A 22,963-nucleotide genomic window follows, 5' to 3' on the forward strand; every position below is an offset into this window, starting at 1 on the left:
GCCCGCTACTTAAGACTAAAGACTTGAAAAACTACTTCATAGCAAGCAGCGAATCCCTGCTGAGTTTTCTTGGTTTAATGATCATTCCGTCGCGTACATTCTGGGTGCCCTCCAGCAGTATTTTGTCGCCGGGCTTTAAGCCATCTTTTACGATATAGTAGTTAGAAAAACGGGTTTGCGGTACAAAAGCACGCATGTGCAGCTGGTTGTTTTTATCAACTAAATAAACATAGCTTTTATCCTGGATATCAAATACCGATTGTTGTGGCACCATAACCACGTTATCGGCCTTGGTTGATATAAACAGCTTGCCTGTGGCGCCATGCCTCAAAAGTTTTTGCGGGTTGGGGAAGCGAGCCCTGAAATTAATGGACCCGGTTTTTTGCTCAATTTCTGCTTCAACGGTTTCAATATCGCCCTCGTACGGAAAATCGAGGCCATCGGCCAATACCAGCCGCACCTTGTCGCTTGTTTTGCCGGGTGCGGTTTTGCGTTTACGAACGTATTGCAGGTATTCATTTTCGGGGAAGCTGAAGTATGCGTACATCGAGCTGATATCAGACAGGCTGGTGAGCAGCGTGCCCTCATCAATCAAACTGCCCGACTTAAGGGGGATCCTATCCACAATACCATCAAACGGCGCATGGATGTAGGTATAGGCCAGCTGGTCTTCGGCGCTTTGCACCATGGAGCGGGCCTCTTCAATGGTTGCCTTATCGGCGCTCAGCTTTGATTCGGCCACTTCCAGTTCCGATTTGGAGATCACTTTTTTATCAACCAGCATTTTAACACGGTCAACCTCCAGGGCGGTCGCCTTGGCGGCGGCAACAGCATTACTTAGGGCTGCTTTGGCCTTGGTGAGGTTTACCTTAAACTCCTGGTCGTTGAGTTTAAAAAGCAGCTGGCCTTTTTGTACCGACGCGCCTTCGTCGATAAATACTTTTTCTAAAAAACCACGAACGCGCGAACGGATATCAATGTTTTTTAATGCCTGGATATCGGCTACATATGGCTTTTGGATAACCGTATCGCGCGTGGCTAATGTAAGTACAGGTAGTTGTAGGGTATCGGTGGTTTCGTCTTGCGTGGTTTGTGCTTTTGAGGAGCACCCCGTGACATATATAGCTGTTATAATGGCCAGTAAGGGCAGTAGTGATTTAACTGTTTTCATTTTTCTGATAGCGTTAAGCATAGTGGTAACGTTCACGTACCAAAATGGCTATGTTATTAATTCTTTTAAATAGAGGTTATAATGCACTGCGGAGAGTGCATCGCATCAGAAAAAAGATCAGAAGGGACTTAGCCGGAACAGGAAGCTATAATATGCCGGGAGAAATGCTTCCCTGATAATATTTTGCTTGGGTTCCTGCTTTATAAAGTTTGTAATTATGCCGGGCAACGATTGATTGGCCGGCTGCAAAATTGCCGAATAGTTTGTGCGGACATGGACAAACCTTACGTAAACGCTGGCATGGTTACCGGAGTTGTTGCCCGATTCGGGCGAGTCGTCGCTTAGTTCCTGTTGTTGGGCAATGTTAATGAGGTTGTGGTGCAGCCTGGAGATATCGTCGGCTGTTGAACCCCATCGGTTATAATGTTTTAAAATTGTATCCGCATTGGCAGACGCAGCTATAGAAAGCTGGAAAAAAAATAATACAAAGAATATTTTTTTTGTGAGTGCCATCATTGCGAATTTAGCACATAATTATTCTTTTTTCAAATGATTTTATATTTTATTGAATGTAAAATGAATTTATTTTGAATTTTTTGGCCTGATTGTTAGCATTTTAGCTTTTTGATGACGGCAAATTGCGCTTTTTACAACTATAGCACCTCTACACAGCTTCATTTACTATTAAACAGCCAGCTATTGAGTAACGTACTTACTTTGTATCGGCCATTGTGGCCAGGTAATCAGGGGTTTTGCGGATATTATCAAAATCTTCATCGTTTGCAGCAAACTTTTTTGAATAGCCGGAATCAATAGCTTTTTTCAAATAGATATTGGCTTCATCGGGTTTGTTCATTATCGAAAACATGCAGGCTATATTGTAATAGTGGGTAAGTACATCGTCAGGATTGGGCGTTTGTAATACCTGCTGCTGTAAAAGCTCCATGGCAAGCTCCTGGTGGCCGGTATAAAATTGAGAAAAAATGTAACCAACGGATGCTTTTGTGGTATCCAGCGCGATTGCCCGGTTAAAATCCTTCATAGCCAGGTCTTTATTGACAAGTCTTTTAAGGTAAACCTTGCCTCTCAAAAAATAAGACTCGCCAAAATTAGGGTCTAAAGAAATCGCTTTGGCGCATTCGTCTATCACCTTTGGATCGTCTTTTAAAATATAAAGATTAGTTGCAATATCATAATGCAGGATAGCCTGTGCTTTGTTATCATCCTTGTAATAGTCGATTGTTTTTGTATAATCTGCAATTGCCTGTTTGCATTCACCGTTTTGGGTGTAAAAGTTTGCGCGGCTCCAATATAGGTGCCCTCGTTCAGGGTCAAGGCTAATGGCGCGGGTAATGTCGGCAATTGCTTTCTCGGGTAGTCTCAGCGCTATTTCATCACCTGCCCTGTTATCATAAAGTATAGCCAGGTTCTGCTTGTCTTCCTGGTAAAATTCCATAGCTTTTGTAAAATCATTAGCCGATAACAGATAATCGCCGTTGCGTTGATAAACAAGTCCCCTGTCCCAATACGCATCGCCATTATCAGGATTTAACTTTACTGATGTATTGTAATCATTAATTGCGTCTTTATATTGCTTTAGGTTTCTTTTATTGCGTCCCCTAAATTGGTACAGATTGGAAAGCTCTTTCGGGTCTTCTTGATTGAAGTACATGGCGGTTGTATAATCATCAACAGCCTGTTGGTAATCTCCATTCTGGCCGTGTGCGGCGGCCCTGTTCCAATATGCGTCTCCGTTTTGGCTGTTAAGGGATATTGCCTTAGTGCCGTGCTCTATGGCCTGTTTATATTGCTTTATTTTTCGCTCGTTAAGTGCGATATTGTCATATAGTGTAGACAGGTTTTCGTTATTGCCAGCGTTAAAAGGGACGGCTTTGTTATAATCGGCGATGGCTTTCTGATACTCTCCTGTGCTTCCATAGGCAATCGCTCTGTTCCAATACGCATCGCCAAAATTGGGATCGGCTAAAATTGCCGCAGTCTCATCTTTGATGGCTTCGGCATACAATTTTAAATCGTTTTCTGCTTGGGCCTTTTTATCAAGCAAGGCAACGAACTTCTGCTTGCTTTTAGGTTTCATATTAATGGCTCTGGTGTAATTCTCCAGCGCTTTTCTATAGTCTTTACTATCATAAAGCGAATCGGCTATTGCCTGATAGTCTGTTGTTTTCTGTGCAAAAACATCACAGGTAGCAAATGTTAAAGCCAGCAACGATAAAACAAATAGGTACTTTTTCATTTATATTCAATTGTAATAAGTAATGGCCCTCCAATATAACTATTAAGAGCTTATTGTTAAATAAAATAGTAAAGCAATAAGTTAAAAAGTTGAGTAAATGGTATTGCGATCAATTCACAGGAAACTTTATACTTGCCAATTGACGCCTTTATACATAAAATGCCTATTTTAGGCACACAAATACCATCAGTATGCTCAACTCCCGTTTTAAAGCCACAAGGCTTATAGTTTTAATTGTGTTTGCAGGCGCTATCGGCAGCAATTTATCAGCACAAACCAAACCAGCAGCTACAACAACCAAACCTGAAGCAGCCGCGAAAACGCCAACAGCAGCAGGAATTATAGCGCCCACAACCCTTATAGAAAAGTTTTTCAGGAGTTACGATAAAGAGAGCACCACTAAAGCGATGATTGATATATTTAAAACCAATCCGCTTATTGACTCCAACAGCCTGGTTAAGCTTATTTCAAAAATAGATACTACCCGAAGCCTTATCGGCGCTTATACAGGTAAAGATCTTATCGTTCAGCGCAAAGCATCCAATAGCCTTATATTATACAGCTACCTGGTAAAACATCAAAACCAACCGCTGCGGTTTACATTTATGTTTTACAAGCCTAAAAACGAATGGGTAATTTATCGCCTGTATTTTGACGATTCGGTAAGCAGTGAGTTGGAGCAATCGGCAAAAATTACAGCTAAACCGTAGAAGCTTAAAGCAAAAAGCACAAGGCCGAAAGCTATTTTGGCAAAACGTTACTTTTTGCTAATCGCTATACCTGTCGTTTCGCCAGGGATAGGCCGTGTTTGAATAGCCGCGATCTTCCCAGAAACCTAATTTGTTTTCGGTTAAAAACTCAATTCGTTTTATCCACTTTGAGCCCTTCCAGGCATAAAGCTGGGGTGTAATCATGCGTACCGGGCCTCCGTGTTCTATCGGCAAGGGCTGGCCCTCAAAAGTATGCACCAATAAAACATCAGGTTTAAGGGCTTCTTCTAAAGATATATTGGTGCTATACGTATCGTATCCGTAGCACATAATATGCGTGGCATTTTCTTTAGGGTGCACCAATGCTGCAATATCAAGCAGGCTTACACCCTTCCATGGCATATTTAATTTGGACCAGGTGGTTACACAATGAAAATCGGAGGTGTCTTTGGTTTGGGGCAAATCCATAAACTGTTTCCAGGTAAGCTTAACCGGGTTATCAACTGCGCCATCAATAGTCAGCCTCCATTTTTCGGTTGGTATATTGGGTTGGTACCCCAAATCAAGCACAGGCCATTTAACAGTAACCGTTTGACCTATGGGTATAGCCGGCATGCCATGCCTGTTTGGTGCACCGGTACCACGGGGTTTGTCGTCGGCTACCGATGGCGTAAGCTTCATCTTTTCCTCAAACCTGGCTTTAAGTTTCATGCGGGCCTCAATAATACGATCGAGTTTTTCTGGTTCGTCCATAGTTGTAGTGTTTACTAAAGATAGCGAAAAGCCCAAAAGGTTCCGCAAAAAAAGAAAGGCCTTTAGCATATTGCTAAAAGCCCTCGATATGATTTAAGGCAAACCTTTTGCCTTTGACCTTTCTCCTTTAACCTTAAACTACGGTTCCTTCTTTCAGTTTCTCGGCATTTTCTGCAAACTGTAAAGCTTCCATTATCTCCTGTAAATCGCCGTTTAATACGCCGGGCAGGTTGTATATGGTAAGCCCGATGCGGTGTTCTGTTAAGCGGCCCTGCGGGTAGTTGTAGGTACGTACCTTGGCCGATCTGTCGCCGGTTGATACCATGGTTTTGCGCTTTTTGGATGTTTCTTCCAGGTGCTTTTGCAGCTCCATTTCGTACACGCGTGAGCGTAATACCTGTAATGCTTTATCGTAGTTTTTTAATTGCGATTTTTGGTCCTGGCACTGCGCCACAATACCGGTAGGCAAGTGGGTTAACCTTACGGCCGAGTAGGTAGTATTTACCGATTGACCGCCCGGGCCCGATGCGCAGAATAAATCCTTGCGGATATCACTAACCTGCAGGTCGATATCAAACTCATCAACCTCGGGCAATACCACAACCGATGCGGCCGAAGTGTGTACCCGGCCCTGGGTTTCGGTATCAGGAACGCGCTGAACGCGGTGCACTCCCGATTCATATTTTAAGGTACCGTAAGCATCTTCGGCTATTACGTTAAATACAATTTCCTTGTAGCCGCCGCTGGTACCTTCGGTATAGTCAACCAGTTCGGTTTTCCAGCCGCGTTTTTCGCAATAGCGCATATACATGCGGTACAGGTCGCCGGCAAATAAAGCGGCTTCGTCGCCACCGGTACCGCCGCGAATTTCTACCATCGCGTTTTTACTGTCTTCCGGATCTTTAGGGATCAGCATCAGGCGGATGGATTCTTCCATCTCTTCTTGCTTGGTTAGCAGTTCATCCAGTTCCATTTTGGCCATTTCGCGAAACTCTTCGTCTTTTTCGGTAGCCAGGATCTCTTTATTGCTATCAATATTGCTCATAATGTTACGGTATATGTTATACTCATCAACAATTTTAGCAAGGTCTTTATATTCTTTGTTCAGCTGGGCATAGCGTTTCATATCCTGCATTACTTCAGGATTGCTCAATTCGCCTTCAACGGTTTTCCAGCGTTGAAATATCAGTTCTAATTTCTCTAACATACTCGGTATATTCAAAAGCTAATCAAAGCAGCTGTGCTTGATGATGGTCCGGCTACAAAAGGCGTTACGTTTCGGTCGGTTTACAGGCTTGCTTCAAAAAACGCACAAAAATACGTATTTTCGGGGATATATTATTTCAGCGGATTGTAAGTTGTTTTGGCCGCTATTTATGTAACTTTAATTTAAAACCTAATAAGGGTTAATGCTGTTACTCAATAAAAAACAACCACATTATGCCACTTCCAGAAAACCCCAATCTTGACGATAACCAGGACGAAAAAGATCCAGGCAACGAATACGAACAAAACGAAGGCCAGGACACCGGTAACGAACGTTTAGATACTGACGTTGCAGATATTGCCGCTTTAGAAGCCGCCACCCGTGCATCCGAATCGGCATTTACCTTAAATGTAGAAGATGGCTTAACGCCCGACGTTGATGAGGACGAAGATTAGACACGAATATTAATACACACGAATACTTGCAGGGTGTTTAGCAATTGTATCGAATTTCACAAATTTTGATTTGGCCCTGTTTGTGAAATTAGTGTCCTTATAATTTTTTAAGTCGCCAGGCCGGTATTCGTGCTATTTCGAAACATTCGTGAAATTAGTGTCTATATGAAAAAACTGATATTAACCGCTTTGATGGCAACTGCTTTAGCAGGTTCGGCAAAGGCCCAAAATAAATTCAACGCTGCTGATTTTAAGGCAGGTCTGGGCAAAACCGGCACGTTATGCGATACCGTTTACTCGCTCAAAATAGTAAGCGATACACTTACCCTGCTTAACATGGGCGGTATCTATCCGCATCAAAAATACACCATCGCCATAAAGGGGAATAAGGTGACCTTAGACCTCCCTAATATTAAACGCAAAGCGATTTGTGTTACCGGCGTTTTCGAAATGTTTAAAGATCAACCCGAAGTAGTAGTTAGCCGCGCGGAACAATTTGAAGTGCATTAGTGCAAGAATCAAGAGTTAAAAAAAAGCATGCGGAAAAAATTACCGGTTAAGCTTATTTCTTCGGTAGGCTGCAGGCGTTTGCCCGGTTTTTAATTTAAATATACGGTTAAAGGGCGCTTCTGATTGATAACCCACGTTTGCCGCTATTTGGGCCACATTGTTCTTATCCATCAGTAACAACTTTTGAGCTTGCCTTATGCGCCAGTTGGTAAGGTAGCTTAGCGGCGTTTCGTACACTAATTTTTTAAATTGGTTAAAGAAAACGGACCGCGACATCCCCACCTCCTGTGCAAGAGAATCCAGCGTCCAATTGTTTTGAGGCGAGTCCTGCATTAGTGTCAGCGCCTTGCTGATCCTCGGGTTGTTTAATGCCGAAAGAAAACCACTTTGGGGCGCGTCCTGTTCTAAATACGCCCTGATGATATTCACGAACATAATTTCGGATAAGCACTTTAGCATTACCCTGCTCCCCGGTTTTTCGTTATTGAGTTCGTTCAGCATTAACTGTGCAACCTGCTTTACCAGCAGTTGATTTTCGGTTACATATTGCCTGATATGGATAACCGCCGGCAAATCTTTTAAAAAGGGATGTAGGGCCCGGTAATCAAATTCAAAATGGCCCGCTATTAGGGTGGTTACATCGCCCCCTGTATTAAAAACAGGTATACCCGCTCTGCGGGCCTTCACAAATTCCGGCGACGGGATACGCAAACTTGTAGGTTTATCGGCTATCCAATGGGCGCTGCCATGAGGCACAAATACAAGGTCGCCTTCGTCCATTTCTATGATACGGCCGTCGGGTGTGCCAATGCTGCAACTGCCGCTCACCAACCGCCAGAATTGCGAATTATCGTCTTTAACAATATCCAGCCCCCACGGGGCCGAAAGCGGGATTTTGCTGTAAACAACACTCCGCAGGCTCGTTGCATCTAATATTGTACTTAAAGCGTCCATTGTAAATTGATACGATTAAGCAAATATATAGCACCATTCAATGCTTTTAGTATGATGTGGCGGATTAATTTTGTATTATCAAAATCAAAAAAAATGACAACACAGGAATTAGCTGATAGCTACAATGAACTTTTTCAACAACGGAAAGTAACAGAGATTTACGAACAATTGTATAGTGCCGACATAGTTTGTACCGAACCGGAACATGCCCTGGCCATGGGCGTGCCCACCGTTACAAAGGGTATTGAGGCTGTTTTGGCAAAATCGAAAGCCAGGCAGGAACTTATAGCCGAAGTGCACAGCTTTTTTTGCAGCCAGCCGGTGGTAGGCGGCAACTATTTTAGTGTAGCCATGGGCCGGGATGTGACGCTGAAAAATGGCCAAAGGCTACAATTAGCAGAGATAGCCGTTTTTGGTGTAAAAGACGATAAGATAATAACCGAAACGTTTTTCTATTAACGCTTAGTTTCATCGCGCAAAGACGCCAGGCGCAAAGAAAAATTAAGAATTACTTCGCGTCCCGATGTCTTTGTATTGAAGCCGTAAATATCACGCTAAATAAAAAAGGGACGTTTCAAATTAATGAAACATCCCTTTTTTATTTTTTATTCTGTCTTGGTTCTTGACTCTTAATTCTTGGCTCTGTTTTTAAAACTCTTTATATAAACCAAAAATGGCCTGTCCCTCGGTCATAGCCTGGTTAGTAACCGTACGGCCAAGTACCAGCGTACGGTCGGTATAAGTGATTTTTGGCCCGGCGGAGTTAACATAATTAGCTTTCAGGAACAGGCCCCATCCTGCGCCGGTATTTAAGCGGATAGCCGCGCTGCCTCCGTAGGCAAAAGCAAATTTTGTTGAACTGTGTTGCAAAAACTCGCCGCTTTGCGCGTCAACACCCTGTATCTGCACAGCAACGGTAGGTGTGGCAAAGCTTTTGATGGCACCGGCTGATGCCCTGAAGTCGAACGAAAATGCATGCCATACAACGGTGTATTGTGGGCCTAATAATATGTTAAGGCTGCGGTAGCGTTTGTTGGCAGTAACTATCGATCCATCGGCTACGTAGCTATCTGTATAACCCTGCGAAATCTTTTGATCGTCATCATAAACAAGGTTACCCTGGTCCTGGTAAGTTACGGTATATCCCAATGCTGCGCGCTTGAAAAAGTAATGTGCACCATCTAAAGAATATACTAAACCCTTTTTTGCAAAACCCGATTTGTTGTTGCTGTAATCAGTTGATTTAAAATCGCCATAAGGCCTCGACTGGCCAAATCCCAGGCTTAAATAACTTTTAGATTTTTCGGAAACCGTTTCGTCATCCTGCACATCCTGCGCCTTTGATTTAAATGCCATCAGCATAAAAAAAGCTGCAGCCAATAATGTAAAAGTTTGTTTCATGTTGTAATAGTCCTAATAAAATAAATCTGGTTTGCCAAAACCCTGCTTATTTGGTTTAGCAAACGCCTAAAAAAATGCATTATTATCGCTAACGGCGCTTATGTTAAAAAAACAGGCCTCAGCAGATAATATACACGCCGTATCCGCGCAAACGCAGTTAAGGCAACAGCTACAGCCGCTTTTAGTTACAGGGCGCTAATATAGCTTGCCCCGGTCAATTAAACAGCAGCAAAGGGTAAAATTAACAACTTTTAACCTTTAATGGCCTAAATCATTTGTGCCCGTGTTGTGCAAATTACTATCTTTAGTTCCCTGTAATTTAAATGGAGATGAAAAGAACACCCTGCTTACTTGCATTAGCTGTTTTATTTTACAGCTATTCCCACGCGCAACAAATGACTATTAAAACACTGCCATACCCCAAAACAAAAAAGGTTGATACCGTTGATACATACTTTGGTACCCCGGTGCCCGACCCCTACCGCTGGCTGGAAAACGACCAGGCTCCGGATACAAAGGCCTGGGTAAAAGAAGAAAATAAAGTTACACAGGATTACCTGAAACAGATACCCTATCGTGAAGACATCCGCAAACGCCTCGAAACATTATGGAATTACGAGAAATACAGCGCTCCATTTAAAGAGGGACAGTACACTTATTTTTATAAAAACGACGGCCTGCAAAGCCAGGCGGTTTTATACAGGCAAATTGGCGATAGCGGCAAGCCCGAGGTGTTTTTAGATCCCAATAAATTTTCGGCCGATGGAACTACATCTTTACAGGGTATCGATTTTACCAAAGACGGCGACCTGGCGGCCTACCAGATCTCGGAAGGCGGATCAGACTGGCGCAAGGTTATTGTGATAAAAACCAGCGACAAAAGTGTGGTTGGCGATACCCTTATCGATGTAAAATTTAGCGGCCTTGCCTGGAAAGGTACCGATGGCTTTTATTACAGCAGCTATGATAAGCCTAAAGCCGGCAGCCAGCTGTCGGGCTTAACGCAGTACCATAAATTATTTTACCACAAACTGGGCACGCCGCAAAGTACCGATAAGCTGATATTTGGAGGCGAAAAAACCAAACGCCGTTACATTGGCGCTTACCTTACCGAAGACGAACGCTTTTTGGTGATAACCGCAGCCACATCAACCACCGGCAATGAGTTGTACATCCAGGATTTGAGTAAGGCCGGTAGCCCTATAGTTACCGTTGTTGATAATTTTGACAACCAGCACAGTGTATTGGACAATGTGGGCAGCAAGCTGTATATCCTAACCAACATTTATTCGCCAAATTTTAAAATAGTTACCGTTGATGCCGCAACGCCCGGCATAACCCATTGGAAAGATTTGATACCCGAAACCAAAAATGTGTTATCAGCCAGTACCGCCGGGGGCAAAATTTTTGCCGAATACCTTAAAGATGCCACCTCTTTTGTGCAACAGTACAGCATGGATGGCAAGCTGGAACGAACCATCACCCTCCCATCAGTTGGAACTGCGGGTGGCTTTGCCGCCAAAAAAGAAGAAAAGGAAACCTATTATACTTTTACCAGCTACATATACCCGCCAACTATTTTTAAGCTGGATATAGCCACCGGGCAATCAAGTATTTACAAAAAATCGGGCGTGCAGTTTGATCCCGAACAGTACGAATCGAAACAGGTGTTTTACGCGTCGAAGGATAAAACCAAAATCCCGATGATTATCACCTATAAAAAAGGTATGGTGCTAAATGGCCAGAACCCTTTAATGTTATATGCCTACGGCGGTTTCGGAGTGAGTTTAACACCGGCATTCAGCACATCGAACATTATACTTTTAGAACATGGCGGCATTTACGCTGTGCCAAATTTGCGCGGCGGCGGCGAGTACGGCGAAACCTGGCATAAAAAGGGTATCAAAATAAAAAAACAAAACGTTTTTGACGATTTTATTGCCGCTGCCGAATACCTTATAAAAAACAAATACACGTCTAAAGAGCACCTGGCGGTATCCGGCGGTTCAAATGGAGGCCTGCTCATCGGCGCAATGCTTACCCAGCGGCCTGATTTGTTTAAGGTAGCATTCCCGGCCGTAGGCGTTATGGATATGCTGCGTTACAATAAGTTTACAGCCGGAGCGGGCTGGAGCTATGATTATGGCACAGCAGAAGATTCGAAGGAAATGTTTGAATACCTGTACAAATACTCGCCATACCATGCCCTTACACCGCGTGAATACCCGGCAACAATGGTTACCACAGCCGACCATGACGACCGCGTTGTACCTGCTCATTCCTTTAAGTTTGGTTCGCGGCTACAGGAGTACCAAAAAGGCGCCGAGCCGGTACTTATTCGCATTGAAACCAACGCCGGTCATGGCGCAGGCCAATCCACCGCCCAGGTAATAAGCGGCCAGGTTGATAAATGGGCCTTTATGTTTTGGAATATGGGGGTTCATTAGTTCACTTGTTCATTGGTTTATTGGTGAAGAGTTTGATATGAAAAGCATTTTAGTTGTTGGGTAACATGAATAGATTTGGTTTAGCTTTTGTATTAATTTTAACAGGCATTACATGCGCGTTTGCGCAGGATAAAAAGCCCAACCTTAACATTATATTTATTGGTAACAGTATAACACAGGGCGTTCAGCTGGCTACGCCTGAAGATGCCCCGCCGGCAACAACTATTGCGTATCTGCGCCAACAAAAAAACTTTGGCACCGTTGAGTTTAGCAACCAGGGCCATAGCGGCTACACCACCCTTGATTTTTTACCTGGTACCAACACCTTCACCAAAGTGGAAGAAGCAGCCGGTGCATTTACTGATAAAAACGCGTTACTGATATTTTCGGTTAAGCTGGGTACTAATGATAGCGCCATCCAGGGGCCGCATGGTGCGCCTGTATCTGCGGGCGATTACATTCAGAATGTAAAAACCATTATCGATAAATTGCTTGCAGATTTCCCGGCAGCTGTTGTCATATTGCAACACCCTATCTGGTACAGCCCCAACACCCAAAACGGGGCAAAATACCTGCAGGAGGGCTTATCCCGATTGCAAAGTTATGCGCCTAAATTAGATAGCCTTACCCAAAGCCACGCCGCTATTAACCCTAAACACGTTTTTACCGGCGATAAAAAAGCATTCAAATATTTTAAAAAACATCACCTTACGTTGCTGATCCCCGAAAATGGGAAGCAAGGTATATTTTACCTGCATCCCAATAAAGCGGGAGCCATTGTTTTGGGCGAATTTTGGGGCAAGGCGATTGAAAAAGTAGTACGGAAAAACTTTGAGGAATAGGTATGATAAAAAAGGTTTCGCGGAAACGCTTTTTGAAAAACTATCCAAACTTTGCGGTGGCGAGCCCGTACCGCAATAAATATTTCTTCCCCGAAACGTACAACAGCTATATACTGTATGCTGAGAGCCGGTCGACCATAGGGGTATGCAAAAATATATCAGCAGGTGCTACTGCCTTAATCAAAGGCATGGGCTTTAATGAAATGTTTTTTTTAGGCGATACCACATCGCCATGGCTGCTCCGGGAGCATGACTATAAGCCGGTAAAACAAGCGCTTGAATATTTGGAGCAACACAAAATAAGCAAGAGTTTTAATGGCGCTATTGAGGTTGATGAACTTCACTTGCCCGTTTTTTTGATGTACCTGTTTTGGTTAGTGCGGTGCAATGGTGTAGTATTTACCCCGCATTTTAGCGATGCCGGATTCAATGTGATGATTAGCCTGTGTCAATATGGTAATATTCACTTTAGTACTTTAAACAAGCAAGCGGATGAATCCTTTAATGCTGCGGTTTTAAATACAGGGTTGAAATTTTTAAACGAAGAAAGGTGTAGCGGCTATAAAATTCCACGCCGGATGGCGGCTAATGTGTAACTTGCTGAAAATCTAATTAAATGGCTTTAAACCTATACGGCAATGAGGTGTTGTAAAAATGTCTTTTATATTGTTGCGATATGTTTGCCGGTTTTTGGGTGTAAGGCAAACCCGGCAGATAAAGCATTGTCGCCGGCCTTAAAGTCATCGGTTCCACAATCTAAAAACATCGCTTATACAAATCAGTCCTGCAAAGTAATTCATGTTTTTGTTGCGTTATGTGATAATAAATACCAAGGCATAGTACCCGTACCACCCAAAATAGGCAACGGGCAGGATCCTGAAACCAATTTATACTGGGGCTGCGATAACGGAGTACGCACCTATTTTAAACGAAGCAAAGATTGGCGGCTGGTTAAAAAACAAAAGGGCAAAAAGATGATCATGGAACGGCTGATATTTAAACACCGCACTCAGAACGTTTTCCTGGTTGCTGATGCCTGGGACGGGCAGGCCATTGAAAAAACAACAGAGGACTTTTTGTTTAGTTGTGCTGGGCAGTTAAAGGATACCATTCATTATAAAAAACAGGTGATAGGTATTGATGGCAACGCCCAATTACTGGCTTATATAGGGCACGATGGGCTGATGGATTTCGGGCTGCCCAATAAGTTTAAAAACGCCGATGGCAAAACCCGGGATTGTATTATATTGGCTTGCATCAGCAAAAAATACTTTAGCGGCTTTATTACGCAGGCCAAAGCTAACCCCCTGGTTTGGACAACCGGCCTGATGTGCCCCGAGGCATACACTTTACATGATGCTATTGCCGGTTACATTAAAAATGAACCAAATGAAGCAATCAGGACACGGGCGGTATCTGCCTACGTAAAATATCAAAAATGCAGCGTGAATGCCGCAACCAATTTATTGGTATCGGGCTGGTGATATTTTTGTTATTTCACAAGCCAGATCGCTATTTCAACACGAAGCTCTTTGCCGGGTTTATACTTTGAAGTTGTTGCATGCTGCCTTTTACCTTTCACCCTTAACCTTTCCCCTATTTGTTAACAATCTTTTTTTGAATTGTAAGGCTATTCTCTCAACTTCGCAGTCCGAAATTTGATGTATGATATCGCATTCTAAAAAAATAGCTTCAGAGCTTTCCATATCCGAAAAACAGGTAAGTGCAACAATGGCATTACTTGATGAAGGAGCAACAGTACCATTTATTTCCCGTTACCGCAAAGAGGTTACCGGCACGCTGGATGAAGTTCAGGTGGCCGAGATACGCGACCGCGCCCAACAACTGCGCGACCTGGATAAACGCCGCGAAGCGATCCTGAAATCGCTTACCGATATGGGCAAACTAACGCCCGAATTGGAAAAACAAATAAACGAAGCCGAAACCATGGTTTCGCTGGAGGATATTTACCTGCCCTATCGCCCCAAACGCAAAACCCGCGCTACCGCGGCCCGCGAGAAAGGTTTACAGCCCCTGGCCGGTTTGCTGCTGGAACAACGCAAAGCCGATGTGCAAACAGAGGCCGCTATTTTTATTGATGCCGAAAGAGGCGTTAGCAGCATTGAGGAAGCATTGGCGGGCGCAAGGGACATTATTGCCGAAACCATTAGCGAAAATGCTGAAGTACGTACCCGCATCCGCGAGCTTTTTATAGAGAAAGGCACTTTTCAATCAAAAGTGATTGATGGTAAAGAGGCGGAAGGCATTAAGTATAAAGATTATTTTGACTGGACAGAACCGGTAAAGTCGGCCCCATCGCACCGCATTTTGGCCATGCGTCGCGGCGAGAAGGAGGAAATTCTTTGGTTGGATATAAAACCGGCTGAAGAGGAAGCCATTGCCGCGCTGGAAGATAGCTTTGTGAAGGCTAACAATCCGTCTGCCGACCAGGTAAAGCAGGCCATTGCCGATGGCTACAAACGCCTGCTGAAGCCATCGATGGAAACAGAGGTACGCCTGTTTACTAAAAAGAAAGCCGATGAGGAGGCTATCCGCGTATTTGCTGAAAATGCCCGTCAGCTGCTTTTAAGCGCTCCGCTTGGCCAAAAGCGGGTTATGGCTATTGACCCTGGTTTCCGTACCGGCTGTAAGCTGGTTTGTTTGGATGAACAGGGTAAGTTATTGGAGAATACCGCCATTTACCCCCACACCGGGGCGGGGCAGGCGCGCGAGGCGGAAAAAACTGTTCAGCATTTATTTGATAGGTATAAAATTGAGGCCATTGCTATAGGCAACGGTACCGCCGGCCGCGAAACGGAGCTTTTTGTACGTAACCTTAACCTGCCCGGCGTAGCTATTGTAATGGTGAACGAAAGCGGAGCGTCTATCTACTCTGCATCTGATGTAGCCAGGGAAGAGTTTCCGGATAAAGATATTACCGTAAGGGGCGCCGTATCTATCGGACGACGTTTGATGGATCCATTGGCCGAGTTGGTGAAAATCGACCCAAAATCAATCGGTGTAGGCCAATACCAGCATGATGTGGACCAGAACAAGCTGCAAACCTCGTTAGACGATACCGTAATGAGTTGCGTAAACGCGGTGGGCGTGGAACTGAACACAGCATCAAAACAAATTTTAGCTTATGTATCGGGCCTTGGTCCGCAACTGGCGCAAAACATTGTAGATTACCGCGACCAGAACGGGGCTTTTAAACGCCGCGATCAGCTTAAAAAAGTGCCCCGCCTGGGCGAAAAAGCATTTGAACAAGCGGCCGGTTTCCTGCGCATCCACCATGCCGAGAATCCGCTGGATTCGAGCGCCGTGCACCCCGAGCGTTATAGCTTATTGGAGCAAATTGCTAAGGACATGAAGTGCACGGTGAAAGATTTGATGGGCGATGCCGCTATCCGCAGAAGCATTCCGCTGCAAAAGTACACATCAGAAACAGTAGGATTACCTACGCTGAACGATATCATGGCCGAGCTGGCCAAACCGGGCCGCGACCCGCGCGAACAGTTTGAAGCTTTTAGCTTTACCGATGGTGTAAATGCAATTGGTGACCTTAAAGTAGGGATGAAGCTGCCCGGCATTGTCACTAACATAACCAACTTTGGAGCCTTTGTTGATATCGGCGTTCACCAGGACGGGTTGGTACACCTGAGCCAGATTACCAACCGCTTTATTAAAGACCCTAACGAAGTATTGAAAGTTCACCAGAAGGTTGAGGTAACCGTAACCGAGGTTGATGTTAACCGCAGGCGGATTGCCTTGTCGATGAAAGAAAACGATAAAAGCGAGCCGACTACAGGTAGAAATAGTGACAGGAGGAATGATGACAGAAGGCCGGCCGGCGGCAACAACAAGCCCAATTTCAACAGGAAACCACAGGAAGCACCCGAGACAGACATCGCCATAAAACTGGCGGCGTTAAAAAACAAGTTTAAGTAAAGCAGTCCTCCCCCTTTTTGCTATTTCGCGACGGCAAAAAGGGTTGGTAAAGTAAAAGCCAGGAGAGGGGCTACCGCGAGTAACCATAAGGGAATTTGCCGCGTTTTATACAACCGGGGCCATTGTCCTTCAATTTAAGAACTTAGCCGTGGCTTGTAAAAGTACTATCCACAATTAGGCGGATAACATCATCAATTTCGGCGCTTACAGTGAATAGGTGCTGGATAATCTGTTCGTTTTCGGGGTTAAAAAAGTTTTCTTTATCCATGATGCTGATCAGGCCCATCATGCTGGCCACGGGCCGCCTTATTTCATGCGAGCTGAGCGAGGCGATATTCCGTAAGCGTTCGTTTTGATCAATCAGTTCCTGTTCAATTTTAAGGCGCCGGGTAATATCGCGGGCAAAACAACCAACGCCAATGATATCGCCCTGCTGCGTATAAATGGGGTTAAAGCTTACCTCAAAATATAGCGGCATTGTAGTTTCCCGGTCTATGCTTTCATTAGTGATGGTGTATTGTTCGCCAAGTAAGGCCCGCGAGTAATAATCAATCCACTTCTTGTGTATCTCTTCGCTATATCCTTTATTGAGGTATGAATGCTCCCCGGCCATAGGCTCAACGCCGGTTAAATGTGTTGTCTCCCTAATGTAGGCATCATTCATATATACATAGCGCATTTCCCTATCAACCGACCAAATGTGGTCATGCGTGTTGTTTATCAGGGCCTCCAGGCTTGTTTTTGTCCAATGGGCTTCTTCCTGGGCCCGGCGCTCATCACTAATATCTTTAATGTATATGGTAATGCCTTCAGCAGATGGGTAGGCCGATGTGCTTAGCCATCTGTCAATCGGTTCAAAATATTCGGTAAACTTTACGCTCTCGCGCTTTTCAATCATCTCATAATATGCCTTACCAAAGCCCGAATCCATAATTTCGGGATATACGTCCCAAATTACATTGCCCAACATTTCCTCCCGCGGGGTATTGGTCATTTTTTCAAATGCCGAGTTTACCTTAACAAACCGCCATTCATTATCAATAATAAAAAAAGAATCGGTTATACTTTCAATAAAAGCATCCAGCTTTTCAGCGGCTTCCTTTATTTCCTGTTCAATTTTAAGTTTGGAGGTAATATCCTGGCCTATTCCCTGCACTTCGCACACCTGGCCGCTATCGTTGGTAATAGATATAAACTCCCAATCGGTATCATGAACCCCGCCCCATACATCAGGTTTTTTGTGCAGTAATTTTACAATTTTGCCGGGGTTGCTCACACAGGTAACAAAGGCCTCTTCGCACAAGTGCAGTTCCTGGGGTATAGTGGTAATTGCAAAATGCTGCCCTATCAGTTCGTTTGCTTTGTAGCCAAAGGTTTTTAAAAACTGTTTGTTAACAAAACTAAAACGCCCTTTAATATCTATCCGTATCAAAAAATTAGTTTGCGAATCAATTAGCGAGCTTAAAAACTGCTCGCGGCGCCTGGCTTCATCCTGGTATTGCAGCTTGGAGGTAACATCGGTAGCAATTGATAAAATACAATTGCGCCCATTATATTTTATACCAAACCAGTTAACGTCGGCATAAATAATTTCGCCTTGTTTATTTGAATGCTTCCATATACCTGCGGGGTTGAAATCCCCGGCGCTTATCTCAAAATTCTCATTGTTACTTAAATATGTTTTTAAGCTCCCGATTTCGTCCGCCGGGCGGATATCACTTAGTGTCAATAATAAAAACTCATCTTCGGTGTAGCCGTAATGCACCGTAGCAGCATGGTTAACTTTTACAAAGCGTAGTGTTTGTATATCAACAATCCACACCGGGTTGGAGTTTTTGTAAAACAAATCGCTAAAAAGGCTATCTTCTGTGGCATCGCTGGTGGTAAGCTGCGTTTTTACGCTAATTGTGCTTACTAAAAATTTATGATTGGTAGCCTCGTCAACTACCAGGCTCTTTTTATCAATAATGGCCCTGGTTGTGTTTTGCGGTGTGTTTATAAGGTAATTTAGTTCAACATATTCATTTATACCCAGGCTGGCAACCGCAGTTTCCATGTCTTCTCGCTGCGTTTCGCTTATCATGTCCGGCCATACCCTGTTGTTGCCAAGCAGTTGGGAAGCGGTAATTCCTAAAATATTAATTATAGCGGGGCTAATGAAAAGGTATCTCTCTTCATCGGTATCAAAAATAATTATACAATCGGTTGTGGGAGCGGTGATGTTAATTGGCATGCTTGATTTGGTCCCGGCTTATTGTATAAAGTTAAAACATTTATATTAAAGTAATTAACTATCCATTCAATAATTTATCGGCAACATCCTGCCAGTTGTTTACCCTTTCAAAACCATCAACCAATACATTATGCGGCGATGTATACAACAGTTTGCGCCCTTTAAAAGTTACAAAGTTTTTAATGCGGTCGTCAATCATAATATCAACATCCAGTATTTTGTGTCCGCAAAAAATAATGTTCGTCCATGATATAAAAGGGAAGTGCTCCTCAAGCCAGGCCTGTTTATCCTCCAGCGAATACTTAAACTCCATAGCCGCCGATGCTATGTATACATCGTAATGTTCCATAAGTGCTTTTACTACCTGCTGGCTGCCGGGCATTACTTTAATGTCCCTGAAAAATCCGCGCTCGTTAACATATGCCCTTACCGTACTGCTCAGGTGCTGAGGTAAAGCCTGCCCAATTTCCATGCCGTGCATATCGGCCAATATTACTTCATGCTGGTGGCGTTGTTTATAAAGTTCAATAAATTTATCAATGGTATCTGCCAATACCTCGTCCATATCAATGGCGATGCGTGGTTTCCGGGTGATGCTCATGCCGGTAATTTGCAAATTTTAAAGTGTAAAATCAATTGTGCAATAATAATATTCTGCAGCCTAATGCCGCTGCCTGCATGTTGCTGATTGGCAGTAATTTGCCCTCATTCGTGTCATTCGAAATAATTCGTGCAATTCGTGTTTTTTTCTTCATAATAATTTATACCTTTGCATCCCCGCAGAAAGTACTCCGGGGACATGTTGAATACATAAAATAAAGAAATGGCAACTAAAATCAGACTGCAAAGACACGGTAAAAAAGGAAAACCTTTTTACTACATCGTAGTAGCAGATGCCCGCGCACCACGCGACGGTCGTTTTATTGAGCGTTTAGGTTCATACAACCCAAACACCAACCCTGCAACTATAGAAATTAATTTCGACAAAACTTTAGAGTGGGTTAACACAGGTGCCCAGCCTACCGATACTTGTCGTGCTATCCTTTCATACAAAGGTGTGCTGTACAAAAAACACTTAGAAGGTGGCGTTAAAAAAGGCGCTTTAACTGAAGAACAAGCTGCAGAAAAATTTGCGGCCTGGACTGATGCTAAAGAAGGAAAAATCACCGGTAAAAAAACCAGCTTAGTAGTTGCAAAAGACGAAGCCCGTAAATTGGCTTTGGCTGCAGAGGCTAAAAAGAAGGAAGAAAAAGCTGCTGCAATAGCTGCTAAAAATGCTCCTGTTGCCGAAGAAGTTGCTGCTGAAGAAGCTCCGGCTGAAGACGCAGAATAATTTTTTAAGCGAGAATCAAGAATTAAGAGTCAGGAATCAAGACAGCTGCAAAAGCTTCGATAATGATTTTGACCCGATGATCAACAATGGCGAAGCGAAAACTTCGCCATTGTTATTTAACACCGTTTTTTATGAAAACCGAAGATTGTTTTAGGGTTGGCAGTATACTGAAAACCAAAGGCCTTAAGGGCGAAATGCAGATATATGTAGATTTTGATAGCCTGGATGGTATTAAATTCGACGCCCTTTTTATTGATATGGCTGGCAAAATGATCCCTTATTTCGTACAATCTATCAAGTACCTGCAAAAAAGCAATGCCTATTTGTTTTTGGAGGATGTGGATACCATTGAAAAAGCAAGCCTACTTGTAAAACGCGACCTGTACCTACCCAACAAACTGAAGCCTAAAAAGAAAAAAGCCGAATTTACTCTGAACGATGTAGAAGGTTTTATGGCCATCGACGAAACCCACGGCGAGCTTGGCGAAATAATCCAGGTACAAGAGTATCCGCAGCAACTGATAGCCACCGTTATGTTTAAAGGTAAAGAGGTGCTTTTCCCGCTGAATGTGGAGATTATTAAAGGTATTGATATAGATGCCAGCGAAATTTATATCGATTTGCCCGAGGGATTGCTTGATGTTTATCTGGAGGGATAGGTTTTAAGTATCAAACTAAGGAATATAACGTTAAGCCTGCTTTATGCGGGCTTTTTTATTGAAATAAAATACCAGTTTTATTAGTGCCTATTTCGGGTGAGGTACATTTATTTGTCATTTTTAATGAATTTCACAACTGAAGCTCCAAAAGCAAAGCCGCCCATACTATAAAAGAAAGCCCTAAAGTGTACAGTCTTCACAATGAAGTCTAAATATAAAGCTATTGATGTAAAGAGTATACTTAATAATAGTAAAATCCATTTTGATTTGTTCATTGTGAGCGGTTTATGACACTAATATACAAAAACATTGTCTCCCAAATTCTTGAATCTCCGGACGTTTTCCACAATTATTCGATAAGAATATGTAAAAACGCAGACTTAAAAAGTTTTTCGAACAACCTGTCACTCCTCTTTTCAGCATTTCGCGAATTTTTGCGGCATAACTTTTCTCATGTATGTTCCGCATTCTTAAAAAAATGTCAAATTTATTTGACATTTGTAAAGTTTGTTTTACATTTGGTAAATCAAGCTTTACTACAATGAAACCTTTATTCTTATTTCCTTATTGGGGGCGCTACCTGGGCTATTTCCTGGTGGTTGTACATGTTCCTATTGTGTTATATAAAAAACAATTAATGGGAATGCATGGGGATGGCATGGCTGATGGTATTTTTAACGGCCGGCACCTGTTTTTTATGTCGACAACTTTACTGATGGCCATTGGCTTATTTATCGCGGCTTTCTCTAAAGAGAAAATTGAGGACGAGCAGATAGTGCGGCTCCGGCTCGATTCGTTACAATGGTCGGTTTATGTTAACTTTTTGTTTTTGATCGTCAGCCTTGTTTTTTCTACAGATACCGAGCATATTTTGTTTTTAAATTTACTGGTGCCCCTTGTATTCTTTATTATTCGTTTCAGGTGGAAAATTTTCCAGAATAACCGTTTAATTAAGGAATAGCTATGAAAAACAACATACGGGTGGAGCGCGCCATCAAAAATATAACCCAGGCCGATTTGGCCCAGGCTATCGGGGTATCGCGCCAAACTATTAATACCATCGAGAGCAACCGCTATGTGCCATCAACGGTGCTGGCCTTAAAAATAGCCCGCGTATTTGGCAAACCGGTTGAAGAGATTTTTACATTGGATGAAGAAGATTAAATAAGTCTAATTATGAAAGATAAACCCACTTTCGCCCCCGAACTGGCCATACCCAATGGTGTAAAAGACATTAGCTTTTATATTGAAGCTTTTGGTGCAGAAGAACTCCGGCGTTTCAGCAACGATGATGGAACTATACATGTGTCCGAATTATCCATTAACGGAGCCATGTTTCATCTCCACGAACAAACGCCACACTCAGGTTTGCACAGCCTGAATGGTGGCAGGCATTCTGTGGTTGTTGGATTATTTGTTGAGGATGTGCATGCCGTTATTGAGCAGGCCGTTACTGCCGGCGCAAAAATTACCTCGCCAGTGCAGGATTATGAGTATGGTTACAGGCAGGGCAGTATTGAAGATCCATTTGGGCACCGGTGGCAGATACAGAAGTCGATATAGCGTCTGGAAGTTAAAATCAAGAGTTAAGGCGAAAAACATAATCAGGATCTTAAAATTAAATAACCATGGCAAACCACCCAACTTTTGGTAATGGCAAAATCTGTTACATCGAGATCCCTGCGGATGATATCGCGGTATCAGCGGCTTTTTTTCAAAAGACATTTGGCTGGCACATCCGGCAGGACAACCGGGGGAATGCCTCTTTTGATGACGGTGTTGGCCAGGTAAGCGGCATGTGGGTAACCGGCCGCAAGCCCCAGGCAGAACCAGGCCTCATTATATCTATTATGGTTGATGATGCCGAAGGTACGGTGGCAACGATTGCAGCCAATGGCGGCAATATAGTACAACCAATAGGTAAAGACTTTCCGGAGATAACGGCCCTATTTACAGATCCGGCCGGTAATTTATGGAGCATTTATCAGCATAGGGGATAGAAAAGAGGCAAGAGATTAGAGTCAGGAATCAAGACAGAAAATGGTTGCTAATAAGATTTTTAAGTTTACATCGTTATTGT

The 22,963-nt window shown here is 43.4% G+C and carries 24 protein-coding genes; 15 read left to right on the plus strand and 9 right to left on the minus strand.

The window, feature by feature from the left end:
• Positions 1-31: 31 nt before the first annotated feature.
• The 3 genes from ACFGVS_RS20815 to ACFGVS_RS20825 all read right to left on the minus strand — a co-directional run bounded on the left by ACFGVS_RS20815 (position 32) and on the right by ACFGVS_RS20825 (position 3,428).
• Positions 32-1,171 carry an efflux RND transporter periplasmic adaptor subunit gene (locus ACFGVS_RS20815; RefSeq protein ID WP_439695445.1) on the minus strand — a complete coding sequence of 380 codons (1,140 nt, stop codon included), beginning with the start codon at positions 1,169-1,171 and terminating at the stop codon, positions 32-34.
• A gap of 117 nt (positions 1,172-1,288) precedes the next feature.
• On the minus strand, positions 1,289-1,687 hold the full coding sequence (locus ACFGVS_RS20820) for a hypothetical protein (RefSeq protein WP_439695446.1): 399 nt from the start codon (positions 1,685-1,687) through the stop codon (positions 1,289-1,291).
• 196 nt (positions 1,688-1,883) lie between these two features.
• On the minus strand, positions 1,884-3,428 hold the full coding sequence (locus tag ACFGVS_RS20825) for a tetratricopeptide repeat protein (protein WP_439695447.1): 1,545 nt from the start codon (positions 3,426-3,428) through the stop codon (positions 1,884-1,886).
• A 191-nt stretch (positions 3,429-3,619) separates the two neighbouring features.
• On the opposite strand from ACFGVS_RS20825, the gene ACFGVS_RS20830 reads away from it, so the two are divergent.
• The gene (locus tag ACFGVS_RS20830; RefSeq protein ID WP_439695448.1) at positions 3,620-4,138 is read left to right on the plus strand and encodes a hypothetical protein; all 519 of its coding nucleotides are present in this window, start codon (positions 3,620-3,622) and stop codon (positions 4,136-4,138) included.
• Positions 4,139-4,195: 57 nt separating this feature from the next.
• On the opposite strand, the gene ACFGVS_RS20835 is transcribed toward ACFGVS_RS20830, so the two are convergent.
• Together ACFGVS_RS20835 and prfA are read right to left on the minus strand one after the other, a co-directional pair.
• Positions 4,196-4,891: a molybdopterin-dependent oxidoreductase gene (locus ACFGVS_RS20835; RefSeq protein ID WP_439695449.1), complete on the minus strand. Its 696-nt coding sequence runs from the start codon at positions 4,889-4,891 to the stop codon at positions 4,196-4,198.
• A gap of 133 nt (positions 4,892-5,024) precedes the next feature.
• Positions 5,025-6,098, minus strand: a complete 1,074-nt coding sequence (gene prfA / locus ACFGVS_RS20840; protein ID WP_439695450.1) for a peptide chain release factor 1 — start codon at positions 6,096-6,098, stop codon at positions 5,025-5,027.
• A 233-nt stretch (positions 6,099-6,331) separates the two neighbouring features.
• On the opposite strand from prfA, the gene ACFGVS_RS20845 reads away from it, so the two are divergent.
• Both ACFGVS_RS20845 and ACFGVS_RS20850 read left to right on the plus strand, forming a co-directional pair.
• On the plus strand, positions 6,332-6,553 hold the full coding sequence (locus ACFGVS_RS20845; protein WP_090651455.1) for a hypothetical protein: 222 nt from the start codon (positions 6,332-6,334) through the stop codon (positions 6,551-6,553).
• Between the two features lie 165 nt (positions 6,554-6,718).
• Entirely contained in the window at positions 6,719-7,063 is a 345-nt protein-coding gene (locus ACFGVS_RS20850) for a hypothetical protein (protein WP_439695451.1), read from the plus strand.
• Between the two features lie 39 nt (positions 7,064-7,102).
• Here ACFGVS_RS20850 and ACFGVS_RS20855 read toward each other — a convergent pair whose 3' ends face one another.
• On the minus strand, positions 7,103-8,017 hold the full coding sequence (locus ACFGVS_RS20855) for an AraC family transcriptional regulator (protein ID WP_439695452.1): 915 nt from the start codon (positions 8,015-8,017) through the stop codon (positions 7,103-7,105).
• 93 nt (positions 8,018-8,110) lie between these two features.
• On the opposite strand from ACFGVS_RS20855, the gene ACFGVS_RS20860 reads away from it, so the two are divergent.
• Positions 8,111-8,476: a SnoaL-like domain-containing protein gene (locus ACFGVS_RS20860; RefSeq protein WP_439695453.1), complete on the plus strand. Its 366-nt coding sequence runs from the start codon at positions 8,111-8,113 to the stop codon at positions 8,474-8,476.
• Between the two features lie 189 nt (positions 8,477-8,665).
• On the opposite strand, the gene ACFGVS_RS20865 is transcribed toward ACFGVS_RS20860, so the two are convergent.
• On the minus strand, positions 8,666-9,418 hold the full coding sequence (locus ACFGVS_RS20865; protein WP_439695454.1) for a hypothetical protein: 753 nt from the start codon (positions 9,416-9,418) through the stop codon (positions 8,666-8,668).
• 329 nt (positions 9,419-9,747) lie between these two features.
• Between ACFGVS_RS20865 and ACFGVS_RS20870 the strand changes: the two genes are divergently transcribed.
• The 5 genes from ACFGVS_RS20870 to ACFGVS_RS20890 all read left to right on the plus strand — a co-directional run bounded on the left by ACFGVS_RS20870 (position 9,748) and on the right by ACFGVS_RS20890 (position 16,658).
• Positions 9,748-11,865 carry a prolyl oligopeptidase family serine peptidase gene (locus tag ACFGVS_RS20870; protein WP_439695455.1) on the plus strand — a complete coding sequence of 706 codons (2,118 nt, stop codon included), beginning with the start codon at positions 9,748-9,750 and terminating at the stop codon, positions 11,863-11,865.
• 65 nt (positions 11,866-11,930) lie between these two features.
• Positions 11,931-12,707, plus strand: a complete 777-nt coding sequence (locus tag ACFGVS_RS20875) for a GDSL-type esterase/lipase family protein (protein ID WP_439695456.1) — start codon at positions 11,931-11,933, stop codon at positions 12,705-12,707.
• A gap of 2 nt (positions 12,708-12,709) precedes the next feature.
• A complete protein-coding gene (locus ACFGVS_RS20880; RefSeq protein WP_439695457.1) occupies positions 12,710-13,303 on the plus strand; it encodes a hypothetical protein in 594 nt (197 codons plus the stop codon).
• Positions 13,304-13,345: 42 nt separating this feature from the next.
• Positions 13,346-14,191 (plus strand): hypothetical protein, encoded by an 846-nt coding sequence (locus ACFGVS_RS20885; protein ID WP_439695458.1) that lies wholly within the window; start codon positions 13,346-13,348, stop codon positions 14,189-14,191.
• 181 nt (positions 14,192-14,372) lie between these two features.
• Positions 14,373-16,658, plus strand: coding sequence for a Tex family protein (locus ACFGVS_RS20890; RefSeq protein ID WP_439695459.1), 2,286 nt, complete (start codon positions 14,373-14,375; stop codon positions 16,656-16,658).
• A 142-nt stretch (positions 16,659-16,800) separates the two neighbouring features.
• Here the strand turns inward: ACFGVS_RS20890 and ACFGVS_RS20895 are convergent, their stop codons facing one another.
• Together ACFGVS_RS20895 and ACFGVS_RS20900 are read right to left on the minus strand one after the other, a co-directional pair.
• Entirely contained in the window at positions 16,801-18,891 is a 2,091-nt protein-coding gene (locus ACFGVS_RS20895) for a PAS domain S-box protein (protein ID WP_439695460.1), read from the minus strand.
• 58 nt (positions 18,892-18,949) lie between these two features.
• On the minus strand, positions 18,950-19,492 hold the full coding sequence (locus tag ACFGVS_RS20900) for a 5' nucleotidase, NT5C type (RefSeq protein ID WP_274210936.1): 543 nt from the start codon (positions 19,490-19,492) through the stop codon (positions 18,950-18,952).
• A 222-nt stretch (positions 19,493-19,714) separates the two neighbouring features.
• Between ACFGVS_RS20900 and ACFGVS_RS20905 the strand changes: the two genes are divergently transcribed.
• From ACFGVS_RS20905 to ACFGVS_RS20930, 6 genes are all read left to right on the plus strand, one after another.
• Positions 19,715-20,224 (plus strand): 30S ribosomal protein S16, encoded by a 510-nt coding sequence (locus tag ACFGVS_RS20905; protein WP_090651464.1) that lies wholly within the window; start codon positions 19,715-19,717, stop codon positions 20,222-20,224.
• A gap of 131 nt (positions 20,225-20,355) precedes the next feature.
• On the plus strand, positions 20,356-20,883 hold the full coding sequence (gene rimM / locus ACFGVS_RS20910) for a ribosome maturation factor RimM (RefSeq protein ID WP_274210938.1): 528 nt from the start codon (positions 20,356-20,358) through the stop codon (positions 20,881-20,883).
• A 541-nt stretch (positions 20,884-21,424) separates the two neighbouring features.
• A complete protein-coding gene (locus ACFGVS_RS20915; RefSeq protein WP_090651465.1) occupies positions 21,425-21,844 on the plus strand; it encodes a hypothetical protein in 420 nt (139 codons plus the stop codon).
• A gap of 2 nt (positions 21,845-21,846) precedes the next feature.
• Positions 21,847-22,047, plus strand: a complete 201-nt coding sequence (locus tag ACFGVS_RS20920) for a helix-turn-helix transcriptional regulator (RefSeq protein WP_439695461.1) — start codon at positions 21,847-21,849, stop codon at positions 22,045-22,047.
• A 12-nt stretch (positions 22,048-22,059) separates the two neighbouring features.
• A complete protein-coding gene (locus tag ACFGVS_RS20925) occupies positions 22,060-22,446 on the plus strand; it encodes a VOC family protein (protein ID WP_274210941.1) in 387 nt (128 codons plus the stop codon).
• Positions 22,447-22,511: 65 nt separating this feature from the next.
• A complete protein-coding gene (locus ACFGVS_RS20930; protein ID WP_439695462.1) occupies positions 22,512-22,883 on the plus strand; it encodes a VOC family protein in 372 nt (123 codons plus the stop codon).
• Positions 22,884-22,963: the final 80 nt, after the last annotated feature.

This window comes from Mucilaginibacter sediminis, assembly GCF_051903035.1.
Lineage (GTDB): Bacteria > Bacteroidota > Bacteroidia > Sphingobacteriales > Sphingobacteriaceae > Mucilaginibacter.